Below are 18,311 nucleotides of genomic sequence, written 5' to 3'. Positions count from 1 at the left end.
AGGGTGGCCCCGTGCGTCTCGTCTTCGCCGGAACCCCGGCCGTCGCCCTTCCCGCCCTGGAGGCGCTGCTCGCCTCCCAGCACGAGGTGGTGGCCGTCGTCACCCGCCCCGACGCCGCGCGCGGCCGCAGCAGCAGGCTGCTGCCCAGCGCCGTCGGCGCGTTCGCCCAGGACGCGGGGCTGCCGGTGCTCAAGCCGGCCCACCCGCGCGAGGAGGACTTCGTCGCGGCGCTGACCGAGCTCGCCCCCGACGCCTGCCCGGTGGTCGCCTACGGGGCGCTCGTGCCCCAGCGCGTCCTGGACATCCCGCGCCACGGCTGGATCAACCTGCACTTCTCGCTGCTGCCGCGCTGGCGCGGGGCCGCGCCGGTCCAACGCGCCCTCATGGCCGGCGACGCCGAGACCGGGGCGACGGCCTTCCGCCTCGTCCGGGAACTGGACGCCGGGCCGACGTTCGGGCGGGTGACGCTGCCCCTGGATGGCACCGAGACCGCGGGGGCGGTGCTGGACACGCTCGCCGCGTCCGGGGCGGACCTGCTCGTGCGCACCATCGACGCCCTGGCCACCGCCGAGCCCACGCCCCAGCCGGACGCCGGCGTCACCCTGGCACCGAAGGTCGAACCCGACGAGGTGCGGCTCGACTGGAGCCGGCCCGCGGTCGAGCTCGACCGCCTGATCCGCGGGGCGAACCCCAACCCCGTCGCGTGGACGATGCTGGGGCAGGAGCGGCTCAAGGTGCTGCTGGCCCGCGCCGTCGACGAGGCGCTCGAGCCGGGCGCGGTCCGGGCCGAGAAGCGCCGCGTCCTGGTGGGCACCGGCGCCGGCGCGCTGGAACTGCTGACGGTGCAGCCGCAGGGCAGGAAGCCGATGGCGGGGCCCGACTGGGGCCGCGGGCTGCGCGGCGAAGCCAGGCTCGGCTGATGCCGAACCGCAGGCTGCGCCGGCGCCGCCCCGACCAGCCGCGCCGGATCGCCTACCGCGTCCTGCGCGCGGTCGCCGAGGACGGCGCCTACGCCAACCTGGAACTCGGCCGCGCGCTCGACGGCGCGGACCTGGAGCCGCGCGACGCCGCGTTCGTGACCGAGCTCGTCGCCGGAACCAGCCGGCTGTCCGGTACCTACGACCGGGTGCTGGCCGCCGCCTCGGGACGCCGCGGCTTCGAGGCGCCGCTGGCCGACGCGCTGCGCCTGGGCGCCCACCAACTGCTGTCGATGCGCGTCCCGACCCACGCCGCGGTCGGGGCCACCGTCGACCTCGCCGCCGCGGAGGTGGGGGAGAAGGTCGCCGGGCTCACCAACGCCGTGCTGCGCAAGGTCGCCGCCCGCGACCTCGACGGCTGGATCGCCGAGCTGGCGCGCGGCGAGGACGAACTCGGCGCCCTGGCGCTGCGGACGCACCACCCGCGCTGGATCGCGGCCGCCTACCGCGACCTGCTCGGCGCGGAGGCCGAGGCCGCGCTGGCCGCCAACAACGTGGCGCCCGTGACCACCCTGGTCGTGCGTCCGGGGCTGGCGGCGCGCGCCGAACTCGGCGGCGAACCCACGGCGCACTCGCCGTGGGGGGCGCGCCGCGCGGGCAACCCCGGCGACGTCGAGGCGGTGGCCCAGGGCCGGGCGGGCGTCCAGGACGAGGGCAGCCAACTCGTGGTCGCCGCGCTCGCGGCCCCCGACGCGCCGGCGGGGCCGTGGCTCGACCTGTGCGCCGGCCCGGGCGGCAAGGCCGCCCTGCTCGCCGGCGTGGCGATCGAGGCCGGGACGCGGCTGCTGGCCTCCGAGCGGCAACCGCACCGCGCCGAGCTCGTGGCGCGGGCCCTGCGCGCCTACGCCGGCCCGCTCGCCCCGGCGGTCATCGCCGCGGACGGCACCCGGCCGGCCTGGCCCGCCGGCGCCTTCGCCCGCGTGATCGCCGACGTGCCCTGCACCGGGCTGGGCGCGCTGCGCCGGCGACCCGAGGCGCGCTGGCGGCGCACCGAGAAGGATCTGGCCGACCTCGTGCCGCTGCAGCAGGCACTGCTGCGGACCGCGCTCGACAGCGCGGCTCCCGGGGGCGTTGTGGCCTACGTCACCTGCTCGCCGCACCGCGCCGAGACCGTCGGCGTCCTGGACGCGGTGCTCGCGGGGCGCGACGACGTGACCGTCCTGGACGCGCCGGCCGCCCTGCCGGGGGTCCCCGACGCCACCCTGGGGCCCTACCTGCAGCTGTGGCCGCACCGGCACGGCACCGACGCGATGTTCTGCGCCCTGCTACGCGTCGGCTGAGGCCCGCAGCGTCCGGACGCCGTGCCAGGCCAGCCAGGCCAGCACGGGGTACTGCGCCAGCCGCTCGAGGCCGCCCAGGTAGCCCGAGCCCGCGAACACCAGGGTGGCGATGGTCGCCAGCAGGGTGAGCAGGCCGACCCGCAGCGTCCCGAACCCGAAGCGGTCGCGGCTGCGGCCCAGGACGACCAGCGCGGCCGACTGGGCGCAGAACGCGGGGAAGGCCAGCGCCGCGTGCAGGGTCAGGTCGGCGTCCACGGGCACGACGCCCGCGGCGCCCCAGGAGGCGCCGGCCAGCAGGAACAGCACCAGCGCCGCCGTGGCGGAGCCGCCGGTGCCGAGCGTCGGACGCAGCAGCAGGGCGCCGGTCCCCAGCGCCAGGCCGCCCGCCACGAAGGACGCGTTGACCAGGGCGTGCCGGGGCGAGCAGACGTCGACGGGACCCGCCGGGTAGTCCAGGGTCACGCACGTGGTGGCGCCGAGGTCGCTGATCGTCAGGGCGAAGGGGTCGTAGCCCGGCCACGCCGCGGCGGCCACGACCTCCGCGGCGACGGTGAGGGGCAGCAGCAGCCACAGCAGGGCGCCGAGTCGGACGGGTGTGCTCGCGGGGTGATCGGGCATGATGATCCACCCTGCCTGGCGACACCCCCGCTCGGCTAGAGTCTGCGGCGTGTCGCACCGCATCCACCCGAGCATCCTGAACGCCGACCTGGCGCGCCTGGACGACGAGATCCGCCGCATCCCCAGCGCCGACGGCGTCCACCTGGACGTGATGGACAACCATTTCGTCCCGAACCTGACCATCGGGCTGCCCGTGATCGAGAGCATCCGGGCCGCGCACCCGGACCGGTTCCTCGACATCCACCTGATGATCACCGACGCGGACCGGTTCGCCCCCGCCTACGCGGAGCTCGGCTGCGAGTCCGTCACGTTCCACATCGAGGCCTCCGACGCCCCGATCAGGACGGCGCGCACCCTGCGCGGCCTGGGGTCGAAGGCGGCGGTGGGGCTGCGGCCGCAGACGCCGATCGAGCCGCTGGCCGACTTCATCACCGAGTTCGACATGGTGCTGATCATGACCGTCGACCCCGGCTTCGGCGGCCAGTCCTTCCTGGCCGACATGCTGCCCAAGATCAGGCGCACCCGCGAGATCGTGGCGCGCACCGGCCAGGACATCTGGATCCAGGTGGACGGCGGCGTCGCGGAGTCCACGCTGGACCAGTGCATCGATGCGGGCGCGAACGTCTTCGTGGCCGGCTCGGCGGTCTTCCGGGCCGAGGACCCCGACGCCATGGTCCGTGGCCTGGCGGCGCAGGCGGGTGCCCGGTGCCCGGCGCACTGACCGGGCGCGAGCGCAGCGCCGCCCCGCTGACCACCCCGACGCCGCCCGGCGAGAAGCCCACCTACCGGCACCTGGGCCAGTTCGTGGGCGCGCTGATGCGGGCGGCGGTCGCCGAGGAGTGGGACGACGCCGCCTCGATCCCCGCGACCGGCCCCGCGATCGTCGTGTCGAACCACGTGAGCTACGCCGACGTGCTCGCCGTGGGCCGCTACCTGATCTGGTCGGGACGCTGGCCGCGCTACATCGGCAAGGCCGAGCTGTGGAAGATCCCCGGGATCGCCTGGCTGGCCCGGCGCTGCCGGCAGATCCCCGTCGAGCGCGGCACCGACCGAGCCAAGGACGCCCTCGTCCACGCCCTGGCCGCGCTCGCCCAGGGCGAGCTGGTGGCGATCTACCCCGAGGGCGGCCGGACGCACGACCCGCAGCTGTGGCCGCAGCGTGGCCGCACCGGCGTCGCCCGGCTGGCGCTCGCGACGCACGCCCCGTGATCCCGGTGGCACAGTGGGGGACGCACGAGGTGATGCCCGGGCGCCGGCTCACCTTCCCGCGGCTGCGCCCCAGGCGCACCGTGCGGGTCGTCAGCGGTCCGCCGGTCGACCTGAGCGACCTCTACGGCCGGGCGGAGGACCCCGAAGCGATGCGGATCGCGACCGACCGCATCATGGCGGCGGTGACGGTGCTGGTGGAGCGGCTGCGCGGCGAGGTCGCCCCGGCCGACGTGTGGGACCACAAGCTCAAGCAGCGGGTGCCGCGGGCCCGCTGAACCGGGCCCCGGCCGTCAGGATTCCCGGCGACGCAGGTAGCGCTCGAACTGCTGGGCGATCTCCTCGCCGGTCGCCTCGGCGGTGTCGTAGCGGGACTCGAGCTCGCGCACGTACTCGACGATGTCGACGTCCTCGGAGACGAGTTCGTCCACGCGGGTCTCCCACAGCGCCGCGGCGGCGGCCAGGTCGCCGTGGTCGACGGGTTCGTCGAGAAACTCCTCCAGCCGGCTGATGAGCGCCAGCGTCGCCTTGGGGTTGGGCGGGTCGGACACGTAGTGGGGCACGGACGCCCACAGCGTGGTGACGTTCAGCCCGGCGTCGGCGCACGCGGAGGCCAGCAGGCCCACGATGCCGCTGGGACCGACGTAGTCGGTGCCGTCCTCGGAGATCGGGACCGCGCGGCTGTGCGGGGCGTCGGCGAGCATCGCGCCCATCGCGATCACCCGTTCGGGCTTGATGGAGCGGAACGCCGAGACCAGCGCGGCGCTGAACCCCCGCCACCGGAAGTTCGGCTCGGGCCCGTTGACGAGCACCACGTCGCGCTCGCCCAGGTGGGCGATCAGCACTTCGGTGGTGGCCCACTGCACCGTGCGGTGGTCGCCCTCGCGGACGACCACGGGGCGGTTCTGGGTGAGGTCGTAGTACTCGTCGGCGTCCAGGGAGAAGCCGTAGTCGGTGTCGTACACGTCGCTGAGGTGGTCGACGACCCCCGTGGCGGCGTCGCCGGCGTCGTTCCACCCGCTGAAGGCGAACACGACCACCGGGCGGCGGAGATCGGTGAGCGCGGACATGCCCGCGAGTCTAGCCACGTGCCGCGGCGGCCCCGGCGCGCGGCGACCGCTGCCCGGTAACCGGTCACACGCCCGGGGCCGCCGCCCAGATCGCCTATCCTTGCCCGGTGAATCCCGACCTGCGCAGCGCCCTGAACCACCGAGTCATCGTCACCGACGGCGGCATGGGGACGATGCTGCAGGGCTTCGACCTCAGCCTGGAGGACTTCGACGGCCTGGAGGGCTGCAACGAGGTGCTCAACGTGACCCGGCCCGACGTGGTGGAGGCCATCCACACGGCCTACCTCGAGGCCGGCGCGGACGCCGTGGAGACCAACACGTTCGGCGCCAACCTCTCGGCGCTGGGGAGTACGACATCCCCGAGCGCATCGCCGAACTCGCCGAGGCGGGCGCCGCGATCGCCCGCCGTGCCGCCGACGCCGCCTCGACCCCCGACCGCCCCCGCTGGGTGTTCGGCTCGGTCGGGCCCGGCACGAAGCTGCCGAGCCTGGGCCACATCGGCTTCCGCGAGCTGCGGGCCGCCTACGGCACGCAGGTGGCGGCCATGCTGCGGGGCGGCATCGACGCCGTTCAGATCGAGACCTGCCAGGACCTGCTGCAGGTCAAGGCGGCCGTGCAGGGCTCCCGCCGCGCGATGGCCGAGGTCGGCCGCGAGGTCCCGGTGCTCGTCAACGTCTCGATCGAGACCAACGGCACGATGCTGCTGGGCTCGGAGATCGGCGCCGCTCTGGCCGCTCTGGAGCCCCTGGGCATCGACGTGCTGGGCCTCAACTGCTCGACCGGGCCCGCCGAGATGAGCGAGCACCTGCGCCACCTGAGCCGGTTCGCGCGCATCGGCGTCGGCTGCATGCCCAACGCGGGCCTGCCGGAGCTCACCGCCGACGGCGCCCGCTACCCGCTGGGCCCCGAGGGCTTCACCGCCGCGATGGCGGGCTACGCCACCGAGTTCGGCCTGAGCGTCGTGGGCGGCTGCTGCGGCACCACCCCGAGCACATCCGGCAGCTCGTCGAGGCCGTCCGCGGCCGGGAGGTGGCCGACCGGGAGGTCCCGACGGCCGGGTCGGGCGGCGCGACCGTCGCGAGCCTGTACGCCGAGACCCCGCTGCGGCAGGACACCTCGTACCTGAGCATCGGCGAGCGCACGAACGCCAACGGCTCCAAGGCGTTCCGCGAGGCCATGCTCGCCGGCGACTGGGAGGCCTGCCTCGACATCGCCAAGGGCCAGTCCCGCGAGGGCGCGCACCTGATCGACCTGTGCGTCGACTACGTGGGACGCGACGGGGCGGCCGACATGCGCGAGCTCGCCACCCGGATCAACACCGCCGTCACTCTGCCGGTGGTGCTCGACTCGACCGAGCCGCCCGTCATCGAGGCCGGCCTGGAGAGCTTCGCCGGTCGCTGCATCATCAACTCGGTCAACTTCGAGGACGGCGACGGCCCCGACTCCCGGTTCCGCCGGGTGATGCCGATGGTCAAGGAGCACGGCGCCGCCGTCGTCGCCCTCACCATCGACGAGGAGGGCCAGGCCCGCACCGCCGAGTGGAAGGTCCGGGTCGCCGAGCGGCTCATCGGCCAGCTCACGGACGACTGGGGCATGAAGACCTCCGACATCATCGTCGACTGCCTCACCTTCCCGATCGGCACCGGCCAGGAGGAGACCCGCCGCGACGGCATCGAGACCATCGAGGCGATCCGGCAGATCACGGCGAAGTACCCCGACGTGCAGACCACGCTCGGCGTCTCCAACGTCAGCTTCGGGCTCAACCCGGCCGCCCGGATGGTGCTCAACTCGGTGTTCCTGCACGAGTGCGTCGAGGCGGGCCTCAGCTCCGCGATCGTGCACCCGTCCAAGATCGTGCCGATGGCCCGCATCCCCGACGAGCAGCGCGAGGTCGCGCTCGACATGGTCTACGACCGGCGCCGCGAGGGCTACGACCCGCTGGCGAAGTTCCTGGAGCTGTTCGAGGGCGTCACCACCACCAGCACCAAGGAGGCGCGCGCCGCCGAGCTGGCCGCCCTGCCGCTGGGGGAGCGGCTGCAGCGCCGCATCGTGGACGCCGACGACAAGGGCCTGGTCGAGGACCTCGACGAGGCGCTGACCCTCAAACCCGCCCTGGACATCGTCAACGACGACCTGCTGGCCGGCATGAAGACCGTCGGGGAGCTGTTCGGCTCGGGCCAGATGCAGCTGCCGTTCGTGCTCGCCTCGGCCGAGGTGATGAAGAAGTCGGTGGCCCACCTCGAGCCGCACATGGAGAAGTCCGACACCGAGGGCAAGGGCACGATCGTGCTCGCCACGGTGAAGGGCGACGTGCACGACATCGGCAAGAACCTGGTCGACATCATCCTCACCAACAACGGCTACACCGTGGTGAACCTGGGCATCAAGCAGCCGGTCGGCACCATCATCGAGGCGGCGGTGGCGCACAACGCCGACGCGATCGGCATGTCCGGGCTGCTCGTGAAGTCCACGGTCGTGATGCGGGACAACCTCGCCGAACTCAACTCCCGTGGTCTGGTGGACACGCCGGTGCTGCTCGGCGGCGCCGCGCTGACCCGCGCGTACGTCGAGCAGGACCTCAACGGCATGTTCGACGGCGAGGTCCGCTACGCCCGCGACGCCTTCGAGGGCCTGTCGCTGATGGACGCCGTGATGGCGGTCAAGAAGGGCACCGCCGCCGCGCTGCCCGCGCCGCGCGAGCGCCGCGTGAAGGCCAGGGAGCGCACCCCCGAGGACGAGCAGGCGATCTGGGACACCACCCGCTCCGACGTGGCCCGCCGCGTCGACGTGCCCACGCCGCCGTTCTGGGGCAGCCGCGTCGTGAAGGGCATCGCCCTGGCCGACGTCGCGGGCTGGCTCGACCACCGCGCCACGTTCATGGGCCAGTGGGGCCTGCGCGGCTCCCGCGGCGGGGCGACCTACGACGAGCTGGTCGAGGCCGAGGGCATCCCGCGGCTGCGCTCCTGGCTCGACCGGATCGCCACCGACGGCCTGGCCGAGTTCGCGGTGACGTACGGCTACTGGCCGGTGCACTCCGAAGGCAACACCCTCATCGTCGGCGCGCCCGAGGATCCGGCCCGCGAGCTGCACCGGTTCACCTTCCCGCGGCAGACGCGCGACCGCCGGCTGTGCCTGGCCGACTTCTTCCGCGACGAGCAGGAGGCGGCCGAGCTGGGGCCCGACGTGATCGCGTTCCAGTTGGTCACCATGGGGTCGCGCGTCGCGCAGGAGACCGCGAAGCTGTTCGCCGCGGACGCCTACCGCGACTACCTTGAACTGCACGGGCTGTCGGTGCAGCTCACCGAGGGGCTGGCGGAGATGTGGCACGCCCGCGTCCGGGAGGACCTCGGCCTGACCGGGGACGCCGACGTGGACGCCATGATCCGCGACCAGGCCTACCGCGGCTCCCGGTACAGCTTCGGCTATCCCGCCTGCCCCGACCTGGAGGATCGTGCGAAGCTGGTGGCGCTGCTGGAGCCCGCTCGCATCGGCGTCATGCTGAGCGAGGAGCTGCAGCTGCATCCCGAACAGTCCACCGACGCCCTCGTCGTGCATCACCCGGAGGCCAAGTACTTCAATGCCCGCTGACGCCACGCCCGCCCACCTCACCGCCCCCGCGTCCCCCAGGAGCCGACCCGCCCCGCGGCGCTGCTGTGGGACTTCGACGGCACCCTGGTCGACTCCGAGCCGTCCTGGCACCGCGCCGAGGCCCGGCTGCTCGCCGAGCTGGGGGCGAGCCGATGGACGCCGCGGCGACGGCCGAGATGGTGGGGCTGGCCCTCACCGACGCCGCCGCGGTGCTGCTGCGCCGCGCCGGACGCGACGACGCCGACGCGGCCCGCTGGGCCGAGGTGCTGAACTCCTACGCGCTCGAGGCGATGGTCGAGGACGGCGTCCCGTTCCGGCCCGGCGCCGCCGAGCTGCTCGAGGAGGCCAGGCTGGCCGGCATCCCCTGCGCGCTGGTGTCCATGTCGTACACCTCGGTGCTCACCCCGGTGGTCGCGTCGCTGCCGCCGGGCAGCTTCGCGGTGGTCGTCGGCGGGGACCAGGTCGCCCGCGGCAAGCCCGACCCCGAGCCGTACCTGCGCGCCGCCGCCGCCCTGGGGGTCGCGCCCCTGGACTGCCTGGCGCTGGAGGACTCCTTCCCCGGGACGCTCTCGGCGCAGAACGCCGGGATGCCGGCGCTGGGCATCCCGTTCGAGCAGGACATCGTGCCCGGCCCGCGGCGCGCCATCGTGCCGACGCTGGCCGGCCTGAGCCTGGAGGACGCGTCCGCCCTGTGGCGCGAGCTGCGGGATGCCTAGACCGCTCGCGGTCGCGCTGGCCGGCGTCCTGCTCGCCGGCTGCACCACCCCCGCGCCGCCCCCTCGCCGACGCCCACGCCCACCCCGACCGAGAAGCGGCCCTTCACCGTCACCACCACCGAGGCGCCCGCGACCTTCGACCCCGCCGCCGCGACCACGGCGGCCGACGCGATCGTGGCCCTCAACGTGTTCAGCCGGCTGATGGTCGTGCACCCCGACGGCGCCGACCTCAAGCCCGACCTGGCCACCGACTGCCTCTACACGTCGCCCACCAGCTACGAGTGCCAACTCCCCACCGGCCTCACGTTCCACAACGGGCACGCGCTCACGGCGTCGGACGTGAAGTTCAGCATCGAGCGCGCCTACCGGCTCAACGTGCCCCGCAGCTCGATCCAGCTGTTCGACTCGCTCGACCGCATCGACGTCGTGGACGACCGGACCGTGCGCTTCGAGCTCAAGTTCGCCGACACCCAGTTCGGCTACGCGCTCGCCACCCCGGCGGCCGGCATCGTCGACGAGGAGCTCTACGACCCCGACGCGGTCCGCCCCCGGGACGCCCAGGCGGTCGGCTCGGGCACCTACGCGCTGGTCACGACCGCCGAGGATCACCTGGTGTTCGAGCGCTTCGAGGCGTACAAGGGCGCGCTGACCGGCGCCATCGACGAGATCCGGCTGAGCTTCGCCGCCGACAGCGCGGCCGCCGAGCAGGCCGTCGTCGAGGGCACCACCGACGTGATCTGGCGGAGCCTGTCGACCGCCGCCATGGAGCGGCTGACCACCGAGATGAACGAGGGCGGCGGCGCCACCAAGTCCGGCTTCCGGCGGGTGCCGCTGCCGCAGACCCGGCTGCAGCGGCTCGTGTTCAACCCGGCCTCGCCCTACCGCGACGACCAGGCGGTGCGGTCGGCCGTCTCCGCCGCGCTGCAGGCCGACCGCAGCGCGGCGTCCATCGTGCCGCCGACGGTGACCGGCTCGGTGCCGTCCTTCCCGGTCGGCGGCGAGGCGACCATCCCCGACATCGGGGGGCAGCGGCCGCGGCTGACGCTCGGCTTCACGTCCAAGGCCCCCGGCCAGCGCGACCTCGCCGGCCTGATCCGCGACCGGCTCGAGGAGAGCGCGGGCCTGTCGGTGCTGCTGCAGCCCGACAACCCGGACGCCGACCTGGTGCTCACCGACCGGTCGGCCTGGGTGAACACGGCCTTCGGGTGGCTGCAGGCCTACGTGGACGACACCCTGCCCGGGACCCAGGCCAAGGTGGACGGGCTGGTGCGCAACGCCCGCTCGACCGGGGACGCCGCCACCCGGGAGGCGCTCCTGGCGGAGATTCAGCAGCAGGCGGCCGTCGACCTGACGGTGCTGCCGCAGTCGCTGGGGACCGAGACGATGCTTCTCGGCCCCGACGTCAGCCTGCAGGGGCAGCCGTTCGGGCCTGCCTGGCAACTCGGACTTTGGAGCCTTCGCGCGTGAGCACCTTCTATCCCACGACCACCGGACCGTTGCGCGAGGGCGAGCGCGTCTCGCTCAGCGACGCCAAGGGCCGCCGCCACTCGGTGGTGCTGCGCGCCGGCGGCATGTTCCACACCACCAAGGGCGGCATCAGCCACGACGACCTGATCGGCGGGCCCGAAGGCGCGGTGGCGACGTCGATCGGCGGCGATCAGTTCCTGGTCTTCCGGCCGCTGATGCACGACATCATGGTGTCGATGCCGCGCGAGGCCGCGGTGATCTACCCCAAGGACGCCGCCGTCATCCTGATGCAGGCCGACATCTTCCCGGGCGCGCGCGTCCTGGAGGCGGGCGTCGGCTCGGGCGCCCTGTCGATCGCGATGCTGCGCGCCATCGGGCCGACCGGGAAGCTGTTCAGCTACGAGCGGCGCCCCGAGTTCGCCGACGTCGCCCGGCGCAACGTCCGCGCGTTCTACGGCGAGGAGCCCGACTGCTGGGAGGTCCGCCTCGGCGACCTGGCCGAGGCGATCGGGCCCGAGGAGGTCGACCGGGTCATCCTCGACATGCTGGCGCCGTGGGACTGCATCGACGCGGTCGCCGACAGACTGGTGCCCGGCGGCGTGCTGTGCTGCTACGTGGCCACCACGACGCAGCTCGGCCGCACCGCGGACACGCTGCGCACCCACGGCGGCTTCACCGAGCCGGCCATGAAGGAGCACACCGCGCGGGACTGGCACGCCGAGGGGCTGGCGATCCGCCCGGGGCACAGCACCAGCGGCCACACCGGCTTCCTGCTGTTCGCCCGCCGGCTCGCCCCGGGCGCGGTCGCGCCGCGCAAGCGTCGGCGTCCCGCGCCGGGCGCGTACGGCGCCGACTACCACGGCCCCCGCCCGCCGTGGGTCCCGACCGCCGAGCAGGTGGCGGCTCAGGAGCCCGCCAGCGACTGAACCTGCGCGGCGAGCCACGCCGGCGCCCGGAACGGCACGTCGTGCGCCGCGCCGGCGACCACCGCGGCCCGGCTCCCCGGGCGGGCGGCGCGCAGCGCGGCGGCGGAGGTGCGGACCGCGCCCCCTTCGGCGTCGCCGTGGATGAGCAGCGCCGGGCCGGCGCCCTCGCCCCAGCCGGCGGGGATCGTGAACCGGTTGTTGGCCGCCACGATGCCGGCCAGCGCCGCCGGGTCGACGCCCACCGACGTCGCGACGTAGCGGTCCAGCAGGGCGTCCGGGACGCCGAGGGCGCGCCCCTGCAGCCGGGCGAAGCGCGCCGAGCGGGCCAGGGGCAGCGTCGCGGCGAACAGCGGGTCGACCAGCGACGCGAGCGCCAGGGGCCGGGCCAGCGAGCTGATGACGACCGTCGCCGCGACCAATTCGGGGAACCGCGCCGTCAGCGCCACCGCGAGCTGGCCGCCCCACGAGAACCCGACGACGACCGCGGGCCGGTCCAGCAGCCGCGCCAGCGCTCCGACCGTGGCGTCGACGCCGTGGAAGGGGGCGGACGCGCTCGCCCCGTGCCCGGGCAGGTCGGGCACGCTCACCCGCAGCCCCGTCAGCCGGCGCACCACCGGCTCCCACATCCAGCCGGCGACCCCGGCGCCGTGCAGCAGCAGGACCGCTGGTCCGTCGACGTTCCCCGTGCGCGTGACGTGCATGCGACCAGCCTGACACGCCGCGACGTCCGCCGCGGTGGCTACGCTGCGGCCATGACCCGTTTGCTGCAGCCGGTCCTGGACACCGCCGACGTGGGCCGCTCCGCCGCGTTCTACCTCGCCTGGTTGGGCGACGGCTGGGCGTGCCGCGGCGGCGACCCGGCGCCCGACGCCGACTGGGCGGTCCTGCAGGGCCCGGATGGGGCGCGGCTGGCGCTGCAGCTCGCCGACCCGTTCGACGCCGCGACCTGGCCCCGCCCCGGGGTGCCGCAGCAGGCGCACCTGGACTTCCTGCTCGACTCGCCGGCGGCCCTGGAGGCGACCCGCGCCCGCCTGGCCGGGCTCGACGCGCCGCTGCTGCGCGACAACGGTGCCGACCCCGACGAGCCGCTGTACGTGTTCGCCGACCCCGACGGCCACCCGTTCTGCGTCCTGGCGGTGGGCGCATGAGCGAGGAGGTGGCGCGCCGGCTGGAGCTGACCGAGCGGCGGCTGGCGCAGGCGCGGGCCGACGCGCGCGCCCTGGCGCAGCAGAACGATCGGCTCAACGTCACCCTGCGGGAGGCGCGCGACCAGCTCGGCGCGCTGCGCGAGCAGGTGGACGCCCTCGGCGCGCCGCCGCTGCAGTTCGGCCTGGTGACCGCGCTCCCGGCCGACGGTGTCGTGGACGTGTCGCTGGGCGGGCGCCTCCTGCGCGCCGCCCTGGCGCCGGACGCCGCCCCGAGGGCCTGGCCGTGGGGGATCGCGTCCTGGTGAACGAGGCGCTCGTCGTGGTCGGGCCCGCCGGACGCCGCGCCGCCGGAGAACTGATGCACCTGCGCGAGCGGCTGGGGGAGCGCGCGGCCCTCGTCACCGCCGCGAACGACGAGGAGGTCGTGGTCGAGCTGGCCGACGGCCTGGCCGGCGAGCCGCTCGAGATCGGGCAGTCGCTGCTGGGCGACCACCGCGCGCTGCTGGCGTGGGCGACGGTGCCGCGCAGCGACGTCGCCGAGCTCGTGCTGGACGAGGTGCCCGACGTGACGTGGGCCGACATCGGCGGGCTGACCGAGCAGATCCAGCAGATCCGCGACGCCGTGGAGCTCCCGTTCACGCACCGCGGCCTCTACCGCGACTTCGAGCTGGAGCCGCCCAAGGGCGTGCTGTTGTACGGGCCGCCGGGCTGCGGGAAGACCATGATCGCCAAAGCGGTCGCCAACGCGGCGGGCTCGTCCTTCCTCAACGTGAAGGGCCCCGAGCTGCTGAACAAGTACGTGGGGGAGACCGAGCGCCAGATCCGGCAGACGTTCGCCCGCGCCCGCGCGGAGGCGGAGGCCGGCCGTCCGGTCATCGTCTTCTTCGACGAGATGGACTCGTTGTTCCGGACGCGCGGCTCGGGGGTGAGCTCCGACGTGGAGTCGACGATCGTGCCGCAGCTGCTGGCCGAGCTGGACGGGGTGGAGGCGATGTCGGACGTGATCGTGATCGGCGCCACCAACCGCGAGGACCTGATCGACCCGGCGCTGCTGCGGCCCGGGCGCCTCGACGTCAAGATCCGGCTGGACCGCCCCGACGAGGCCTCGGCCCGCGCGATCCTGGGGCTCGCGCTGTCGCCGCGCACCCCGCTCGACGCCGCCGAGGCCGAGGCCGCCGGTGGCGCGGAGGCGTTCCGGTCGGCCCTGATCGAGCGCGCCGTCGCGGACCTCTTCGAGCGGCGTCCCGCCAACGCGTCGGTGGAGGTGACCTACGCGTCGGGTCGGCGCGAGGTGCTGTACGTGGCCGACTTCATCTCCGGCGCGCTGCTGGCGAACGTGGCCGCCCGCGCCAAGCAGGCCGCCATCAAGGACCTGATCGCCGGCGGCCCGCGCGGCGTCGGCACCGAGCACATCCGGCGCGCGGTGCGGGCCGAGGTCGCCCAGAACGAGGACCTGCCCAGCGCGGCGCAGCCGGAGGAGTGGGCCCTGATCTCGGGGCGCCGCGGCGAGCCGATCGTGGGTCTGCGCCGGTTGGCGGGGGCCGGCGCGGCCACCGTCGAACGCCCCGGGGACGGCTCCCCGGGGTAGGTTTCGGCGCCCCGACCACTCCGTGGGACGGCGTGTCGCGAGTCTGCAACTGCCATGCAAAACACCGTCCGACAAGGCATGGCGGCGGAATATGTTACGCAACGGAATGTCACGCGTTCGGGTGACTGATGGACAGGTGTCGGTTGCGTACGTTCGGGGTGTGCAACCCACTCCCGGGCAGGTACTGGCCGCTGCGCTGCGCGCGGTCGACGACCCATGGCCCACCACCGAACAGCAGCGCCTCACCTGGTTCGACTCGATGGGGCTGACCCCACGCGTCCGGTCGGGGACTGGGACTACTGGGGGACGGGCATCGCGGGCTGGGGCGACACCCACATCTGCTGGTCGTGCCACCACGACGCCGACGGCACCGAGCTCGCGGGGATCGGCTGGTTCCTGTGGGGCGGCCCCGACACCCCTGACCTGGGCGCCGCGCTGCACGCTGCGTTGGTCGAGCGGTTGGGCCCCTCCTGCGAGCGGTCGGGCACCGGCACGCCGTGGCGGCAGTGGCGCGTGCGCGACCGGTTCGTCGAACTGGGGTGCGCGGCGGACGACCCCCGGCTCCAGTTGCACGTCGTGGCCGCCGAGTTCGCCGACGACCCGGCGCCCGAACCCGCGCGGGGGAGCGACGCCGCCTCGTCGTCCAGCTAGTGCGCGGTGGTGGCGCCGCGCCGGCGCGCCACCAGCCACGCGATCAGCCGCCAGCCGACCAGGAACACCGCGAGCGTGATCGCCGCCACGATGACGAAGGCGACCGCGATGGTGTCGCCGATGAGGACCCGGAACACCATCCCGCCGATCAGCGTGATCGCCCATACGAACGCCCCGGTCCGCAGGGTGGTGCCGTCGGCGCGCCGCATGATGAGGGTGATCCAGGCCAGCAGCGCGCCCGCGACGAAGGGCAGCGCGGTGCGGCTCAGCCCGGCGACGTCGAGCGCCTCGGCGTGACTGGAGCGACCCAGGGCGGCGAACGCCACCACGAGGACGAGGTCGAGGACGATCGCGGCGGTGCGGTTCACCGGTGTCTCCTTGGTCGGACGGTCGGCGGCGGCGCGGTGCCGCCTGATCGGCCAGCGTAGCCGCGCTGCGATGATGGACGCATGTTGCTGGGGACGGAGACCGAGTACGGCATCCACGCGGCGGGTGGCGAGCTGGACGCCCACGACCTGTCCGCCGCCGTCGTGGACGCGTGCGGCGTGCCCGCGACGGCGTCGACCGGCGACGCGTCGCACCGCGTCCTGGGCAACGGGGCGCGCTTCTACGTCGACCACGGCCATCCCGAGTACGCCACGCCCGAGACGACGTCCGCCGCGGACGCGACGCTGTGGGAGCTGGCCGGCGACCTGATCGTCGAGCGCGCCGCCGCGGCCGCGTCGCAGCGGCTGGGGATCCCGATCACCGTCTTCAAGAACAACACCGACGGCAAGGGGAACAGCTACGGCTACCACGAGAACCTGCTGGTGGGCCGGGCGACCCCCTGGGAGGCGCTGGAGGCCGTCCTGCCCGCGTTCCTGGTGAGCCGCGTCGTGATCGCCGGCGCCGGACGCGTGGGGCTCGGAACCGCCTCGCAGGAGCCGGGGTTCCAGCTCAGCCAGCGCGCGGACTTCTTCGAGCGCGTCGCGGGCCTCGACACCACCCGGCGCCGCGGCATCGTCAACACCCGCGACGAGCCCCACGCCGACCCCCGCCGCTGGCGCCGGCTGCACGTGATCGCCGGCGACGCCACGCGGATCCCGTACGCGACCTGGCTCGGCCTGGGCTCGCTCGCGCTGGTCGTCGCCGCGATCGAGTCCGGCCTGGCGCCGCTGGTGCGCCTGGCCGACCCGATCGTCGCGTTCCGCACGGTCAGCCGCGACCTCAGCCTGAGCCGCCCCCTGCCCCTGGCCGGCGGGGGCGCCGAGACGGCCCTCGGCGTCCAGGAGCGGTTCCGGGACGCCGCCGCGGCGCTCGCCGGCCGGGTCGAGACCCCCGGCGCCACCGCCCTGGTCGAGGCCTGGACCCAGACCCTGGACGACCTGCGCGTCGACCCGGCCCGCGCCGCCGACCGGCTCGACTGGGCCGCCAAGCTCCAGTTGCTCCGGGGGTACCGGGCGCGCGGGGCGTCCTGGGGTGATCCCAAGCTGGCCCAGGTCGACCTGAAGTGGGCCCAGCTCGGGCCCGGTGGGATCGTGGGCGTCCTGCAGGACGCCGGACGCTTGCGCGCCGGCGCCGACCCCGCCGAGGTGGAGCGCGCCGGCCGGGAGGCGCCCCGCGACACCCGCGCGTTCGGCCGCGGCCGCTGGGTGAGCGAGCACCCCGAGGCGGTCATCGCCGCCGGCTGGGACGGGCTGCTGGTGCGCGACCCTGCGGGCGGCCTGCACAGCCTCGGGCTGCTCGACCCGTTCGGCCACACGGCGGTCGGCGCGGAGCCCGGCGCGAGCGTCGATAGACTGATCCGGAGCCACGAGGAGAGAACACGATGAGCGAGCGCATCCAGCGCACCCGGACGCGGGCCCCGCAGCGCGTCGAGGACGCGCCGATGGCGGCCACGCGTCCCGACGTCAGCGCGATCGACGCGCTGCTGGACCAGATCGACGACGTGCTGGAGTCCGACGCCGAGGAGTACGTGAAGAGCTTCGTGCAGAAGGGTGGCCAGTGATCCAGGTCTCCCTGAGTCCCGCCCTCGTGATCGGGACCGGGCTCGTCGGCGCGTCCGTCGCCCAGGCGCTCACCCGCGCCGGCGTCGAGGTGCACCTGTCGGACGCCCGCTACAGCCACGCGGTCGTCGCCGCCTCCCGCGGCGCCGGCACCCTGGCCGAGCTCGACCCGGGTGCCTACAAGCTGGTCGTCGTCGCGGTGCCCCCGGCGGCGCTGGCCTCGGTGATCGCCGAGGCGCTGGCCACCTACCCGAACGCGACCGTGACCGACGTCGGCTCCGTCAAGGGCGTCGTGCTGGCGCAGCTGCGCGCCACCGGCGCCGACCTGGCCCGCTACTGCGGGTCCCACCCCATGGCGGGGTCGCAGAAGGACGGCCCGCTCACCGCGTCGCCCGACCTGTTCGTGGACCGCACCTGGGTCATCACGCCGCACGACACCTCGGCCGCGCAGTCGGTGCTGAGCGTCCGCAAGCTCGCCGAGCTGTGCGGCGCCCGGCTGGTGACGATGGCCGCGCAGCACCACGACGAGGCGGTCGGCCAGGTCAGCCACGTGCCGCAGCTCATCAGCGCCCTGGTCGCGGGCGGGCTGCTGGACCTGCCGGCCGAGCACCTGCAGCTCGCCGGGCAGGGCCTCCGCGACGTCACCCGGATCGCCGGCGGCGACCCCAAGCTCTGGCGCCAGATCATCGCGGCCAACAGCGGCGCGCTGCGCGTCGAGCTGGAGGAACTGCACGCCGACCTGGGGCGCCTCATCGAGGTGATCGACGACCCGGACTCGGTCGAATCCTTCCTGGACCGGGGCCGGCGCGGCACGCGGGCGCTGCCCGGCAAGCACGGCTCGGCGCCCAGCGAGTGGGCCGAGGTCGTCATCGAGATCCCGGACGCCCCCGGCGCGCTCGCCCGGCTGTTCACCGACATCGAGGACGCCGGGGTCAATGTCGAGGACATCACCATCGACCACGACCCGAGCCGCCCCGTCGGCATGCTCGGCGTCCACGTGGATCCGACCGCCGCGATGTCGCTGACGAACGTCATGACGGCCAAGGGCTGGACCGTCAAGCCCTGACGCAGCGCGTCGGGCGCCGCAGGTC

General features: G+C 74.6%; 18 protein-coding genes and 2 pseudogenes. 16 read left to right on the top strand and 4 right to left on the bottom strand.

Features of this window, described 5'->3' with window-relative positions; genetic code table 11:
* The first annotated feature begins 11 nt into the window (after positions 1-11).
* Both fmt and G7070_RS16290 read left to right on the top strand, forming a co-directional pair.
* Positions 12-920: a methionyl-tRNA formyltransferase gene (gene fmt, locus G7070_RS16295; RefSeq protein ID WP_166234614.1), complete on the top strand. Its 909-nt coding sequence runs from the start codon at positions 12-14 to the stop codon at positions 918-920.
* Positions 917-2,257, top strand: a complete 1,341-nt coding sequence (locus G7070_RS16290) for an RsmB/NOP family class I SAM-dependent RNA methyltransferase (protein ID WP_431977960.1) — start codon at positions 917-919, stop codon at positions 2,255-2,257. The genes fmt and G7070_RS16290 overlap by 4 nt, the downstream gene beginning before the upstream one ends.
* Here G7070_RS16290 and G7070_RS16285 read toward each other — a convergent pair.
* Positions 2,243-2,875 (bottom strand): DUF998 domain-containing protein, encoded by a 633-nt coding sequence (locus G7070_RS16285; protein WP_166234612.1) that lies wholly within the window; start codon positions 2,873-2,875, stop codon positions 2,243-2,245. The genes G7070_RS16290 and G7070_RS16285 overlap by 15 nt on opposite strands.
* A gap of 49 nt (positions 2,876-2,924) precedes the next feature.
* Between G7070_RS16285 and rpe the strand changes: the two genes are divergently transcribed.
* Genes rpe through G7070_RS16270 form a run of 3 tightly spaced genes read left to right on the top strand, consistent with a single transcriptional unit; the run spans position 2,925 to position 4,359 of the window.
* On the top strand, positions 2,925-3,596 hold the full coding sequence (rpe, locus tag G7070_RS16280; RefSeq protein WP_211198155.1) for a ribulose-phosphate 3-epimerase: 672 nt from the start codon (positions 2,925-2,927) through the stop codon (positions 3,594-3,596).
* On the top strand, positions 3,581-4,084 hold the full coding sequence (locus G7070_RS16275) for a lysophospholipid acyltransferase family protein (RefSeq protein WP_166234611.1): 504 nt from the start codon (positions 3,581-3,583) through the stop codon (positions 4,082-4,084). Before rpe ends, G7070_RS16275 begins: the two co-directional genes overlap by 16 nt.
* On the top strand, positions 4,081-4,359 hold the full coding sequence (locus tag G7070_RS16270; RefSeq protein ID WP_166234610.1) for a lysophospholipid acyltransferase family protein: 279 nt from the start codon (positions 4,081-4,083) through the stop codon (positions 4,357-4,359). Before G7070_RS16275 ends, G7070_RS16270 begins: the two co-directional genes overlap by 4 nt.
* A gap of 15 nt (positions 4,360-4,374) precedes the next feature.
* Here G7070_RS16270 and G7070_RS16265 read toward each other — a convergent pair whose 3' ends face one another.
* A complete protein-coding gene (locus G7070_RS16265; RefSeq protein ID WP_166234609.1) occupies positions 4,375-5,151 on the bottom strand; it encodes a PAC2 family protein in 777 nt (258 codons plus the stop codon).
* 164 nt (positions 5,152-5,315) lie between these two features.
* Between G7070_RS16265 and metH the strand changes: the two are divergent.
* The 4 genes and pseudogenes from metH to G7070_RS16250 form a co-directional block, all read left to right on the top strand.
* Positions 5,316-8,739, top strand: a pseudogene (metH, locus tag G7070_RS16260) (methionine synthase).
* Positions 8,740-8,804: 65 nt separating this feature from the next.
* A complete protein-coding gene (locus tag G7070_RS16255; RefSeq protein ID WP_431977906.1) occupies positions 8,805-9,455 on the top strand; it encodes an HAD family hydrolase in 651 nt (216 codons plus the stop codon).
* Between the two features lie 174 nt (positions 9,456-9,629).
* A complete protein-coding gene (locus tag G7070_RS19075) occupies positions 9,630-10,922 on the top strand; it encodes an ABC transporter substrate-binding protein (protein WP_246227170.1) in 1,293 nt (430 codons plus the stop codon).
* 23 nt (positions 10,923-10,945) lie between these two features.
* Positions 10,946-11,848: pseudogene (locus G7070_RS16250) on the top strand (tRNA (adenine-N1)-methyltransferase); the annotation flags it as partial.
* Here G7070_RS16250 and G7070_RS16245 read toward each other — a convergent pair.
* Entirely contained in the window at positions 11,827-12,549 is a 723-nt protein-coding gene (locus tag G7070_RS16245) for an alpha/beta fold hydrolase (protein ID WP_166234608.1), read from the bottom strand. The pseudogene G7070_RS16250 and the gene G7070_RS16245 sit on opposite strands and share 22 nt — an antisense overlap.
* Positions 12,550-12,600: 51 nt before the next feature.
* Here G7070_RS16245 and G7070_RS16240 point away from each other — a divergent pair, with 51 nt between their 5' ends.
* The 4 genes from G7070_RS16240 (at position 12,601) to G7070_RS16225 (ending at position 15,235) form a co-directional block, all read left to right on the top strand.
* The gene (locus tag G7070_RS16240; RefSeq protein ID WP_166234607.1) at positions 12,601-12,996 is read left to right on the top strand and encodes a VOC family protein; all 396 of its coding nucleotides are present in this window, start codon (positions 12,601-12,603) and stop codon (positions 12,994-12,996) included.
* Positions 12,993-13,301 carry a hypothetical protein gene (locus tag G7070_RS16235; protein ID WP_166234606.1) on the top strand — a complete coding sequence of 103 codons (309 nt, stop codon included), beginning with the start codon at positions 12,993-12,995 and terminating at the stop codon, positions 13,299-13,301. The genes G7070_RS16240 and G7070_RS16235 overlap by 4 nt, the downstream gene beginning before the upstream one ends.
* Positions 13,280-14,584 (top strand): proteasome ATPase, encoded by a 1,305-nt coding sequence (arc, locus tag G7070_RS16230; RefSeq protein WP_166234605.1) that lies wholly within the window; start codon positions 13,280-13,282, stop codon positions 14,582-14,584. Before G7070_RS16235 ends, arc begins: the two co-directional genes overlap by 22 nt.
* Before the next feature lie 216 nt (positions 14,585-14,800).
* Positions 14,801-15,235, top strand: a complete 435-nt coding sequence (locus G7070_RS16225) for a hypothetical protein (RefSeq protein WP_166234604.1) — start codon at positions 14,801-14,803, stop codon at positions 15,233-15,235.
* On the opposite strand, the gene G7070_RS16220 is transcribed toward G7070_RS16225, so the two are convergent.
* Positions 15,232-15,603 carry a DUF3054 domain-containing protein gene (locus G7070_RS16220; protein ID WP_166234603.1) on the bottom strand — a complete coding sequence of 124 codons (372 nt, stop codon included), beginning with the start codon at positions 15,601-15,603 and terminating at the stop codon, positions 15,232-15,234. The genes G7070_RS16225 and G7070_RS16220 overlap by 4 nt on opposite strands.
* Before the next feature lie 81 nt (positions 15,604-15,684).
* Here G7070_RS16220 and G7070_RS16215 point away from each other — a divergent pair, with 81 nt between their 5' ends.
* The 3 genes from G7070_RS16215 to G7070_RS16205 are packed head-to-tail and all read left to right on the top strand — an operon-like array spanning position 15,685 to position 18,286.
* Complete coding sequence (locus tag G7070_RS16215) at positions 15,685-17,046, top strand: proteasome accessory factor PafA2 family protein (RefSeq protein ID WP_166234602.1); 1,362 nt, start codon at positions 15,685-15,687, stop codon at positions 17,044-17,046.
* Positions 17,043-17,222 carry a ubiquitin-like protein Pup gene (locus G7070_RS16210; RefSeq protein WP_166234601.1) on the top strand — a complete coding sequence of 60 codons (180 nt, stop codon included), beginning with the start codon at positions 17,043-17,045 and terminating at the stop codon, positions 17,220-17,222. The genes G7070_RS16215 and G7070_RS16210 overlap by 4 nt, the downstream gene beginning before the upstream one ends.
* Positions 17,219-18,286: a prephenate dehydrogenase gene (locus G7070_RS16205; RefSeq protein ID WP_166234600.1), complete on the top strand. Its 1,068-nt coding sequence runs from the start codon at positions 17,219-17,221 to the stop codon at positions 18,284-18,286. Before G7070_RS16210 ends, G7070_RS16205 begins: the two co-directional genes overlap by 4 nt.
* The last annotated feature ends 25 nt before the right edge of the window (positions 18,287-18,311 follow it).

Source organism: Propioniciclava coleopterorum, assembly GCF_011393335.1.
Taxonomy (GTDB): domain Bacteria; phylum Actinomycetota; class Actinomycetes; order Propionibacteriales; family Propionibacteriaceae; genus Propioniciclava; species Propioniciclava coleopterorum.
This window is presented reverse-complemented; position numbering and strand designations above follow the sequence as displayed.

What these genes read in the sequence shown, in the direction of transcription:
- G7070_RS16245 (WP_166234608.1), bottom strand. Translation starts at nt 12,549, where the DNA reads ATGCACGTCACGCGCACGGGGAACGTCGACGGACCAGCGGTCCTGCTG.
- G7070_RS16225 (WP_166234604.1), top strand. Translation starts at nt 14,801, where the DNA reads ATGGCCCACCACCGAACAGCAGCGCCTCACCTGGTTCGACTCGATGGG.
- G7070_RS16215 (WP_166234602.1), top strand. Translation starts at nt 15,685, where the DNA reads ATGTTGCTGGGGACGGAGACCGAGTACGGCATCCACGCGGCGGGTGGC.
- G7070_RS16210 (WP_166234601.1), top strand. Translation starts at nt 17,043, where the DNA reads ATGAGCGAGCGCATCCAGCGCACCCGGACGCGGGCCCCGCAGCGCGTC.
- G7070_RS16265 (WP_166234609.1), bottom strand. Translation starts at nt 5,151, where the DNA reads ATGTCCGCGCTCACCGATCTCCGCCGCCCGGTGGTCGTGTTCGCCTTC.
- G7070_RS16240 (WP_166234607.1), top strand. Translation starts at nt 12,601, where the DNA reads ATGACCCGTTTGCTGCAGCCGGTCCTGGACACCGCCGACGTGGGCCGC.
- G7070_RS16285 (WP_166234612.1), bottom strand. Translation starts at nt 2,875, where the DNA reads ATGCCCGATCACCCCGCGAGCACACCCGTCCGACTCGGCGCCCTGCTG.
- G7070_RS16235 (WP_166234606.1), top strand. Translation starts at nt 12,993, where the DNA reads ATGAGCGAGGAGGTGGCGCGCCGGCTGGAGCTGACCGAGCGGCGGCTG.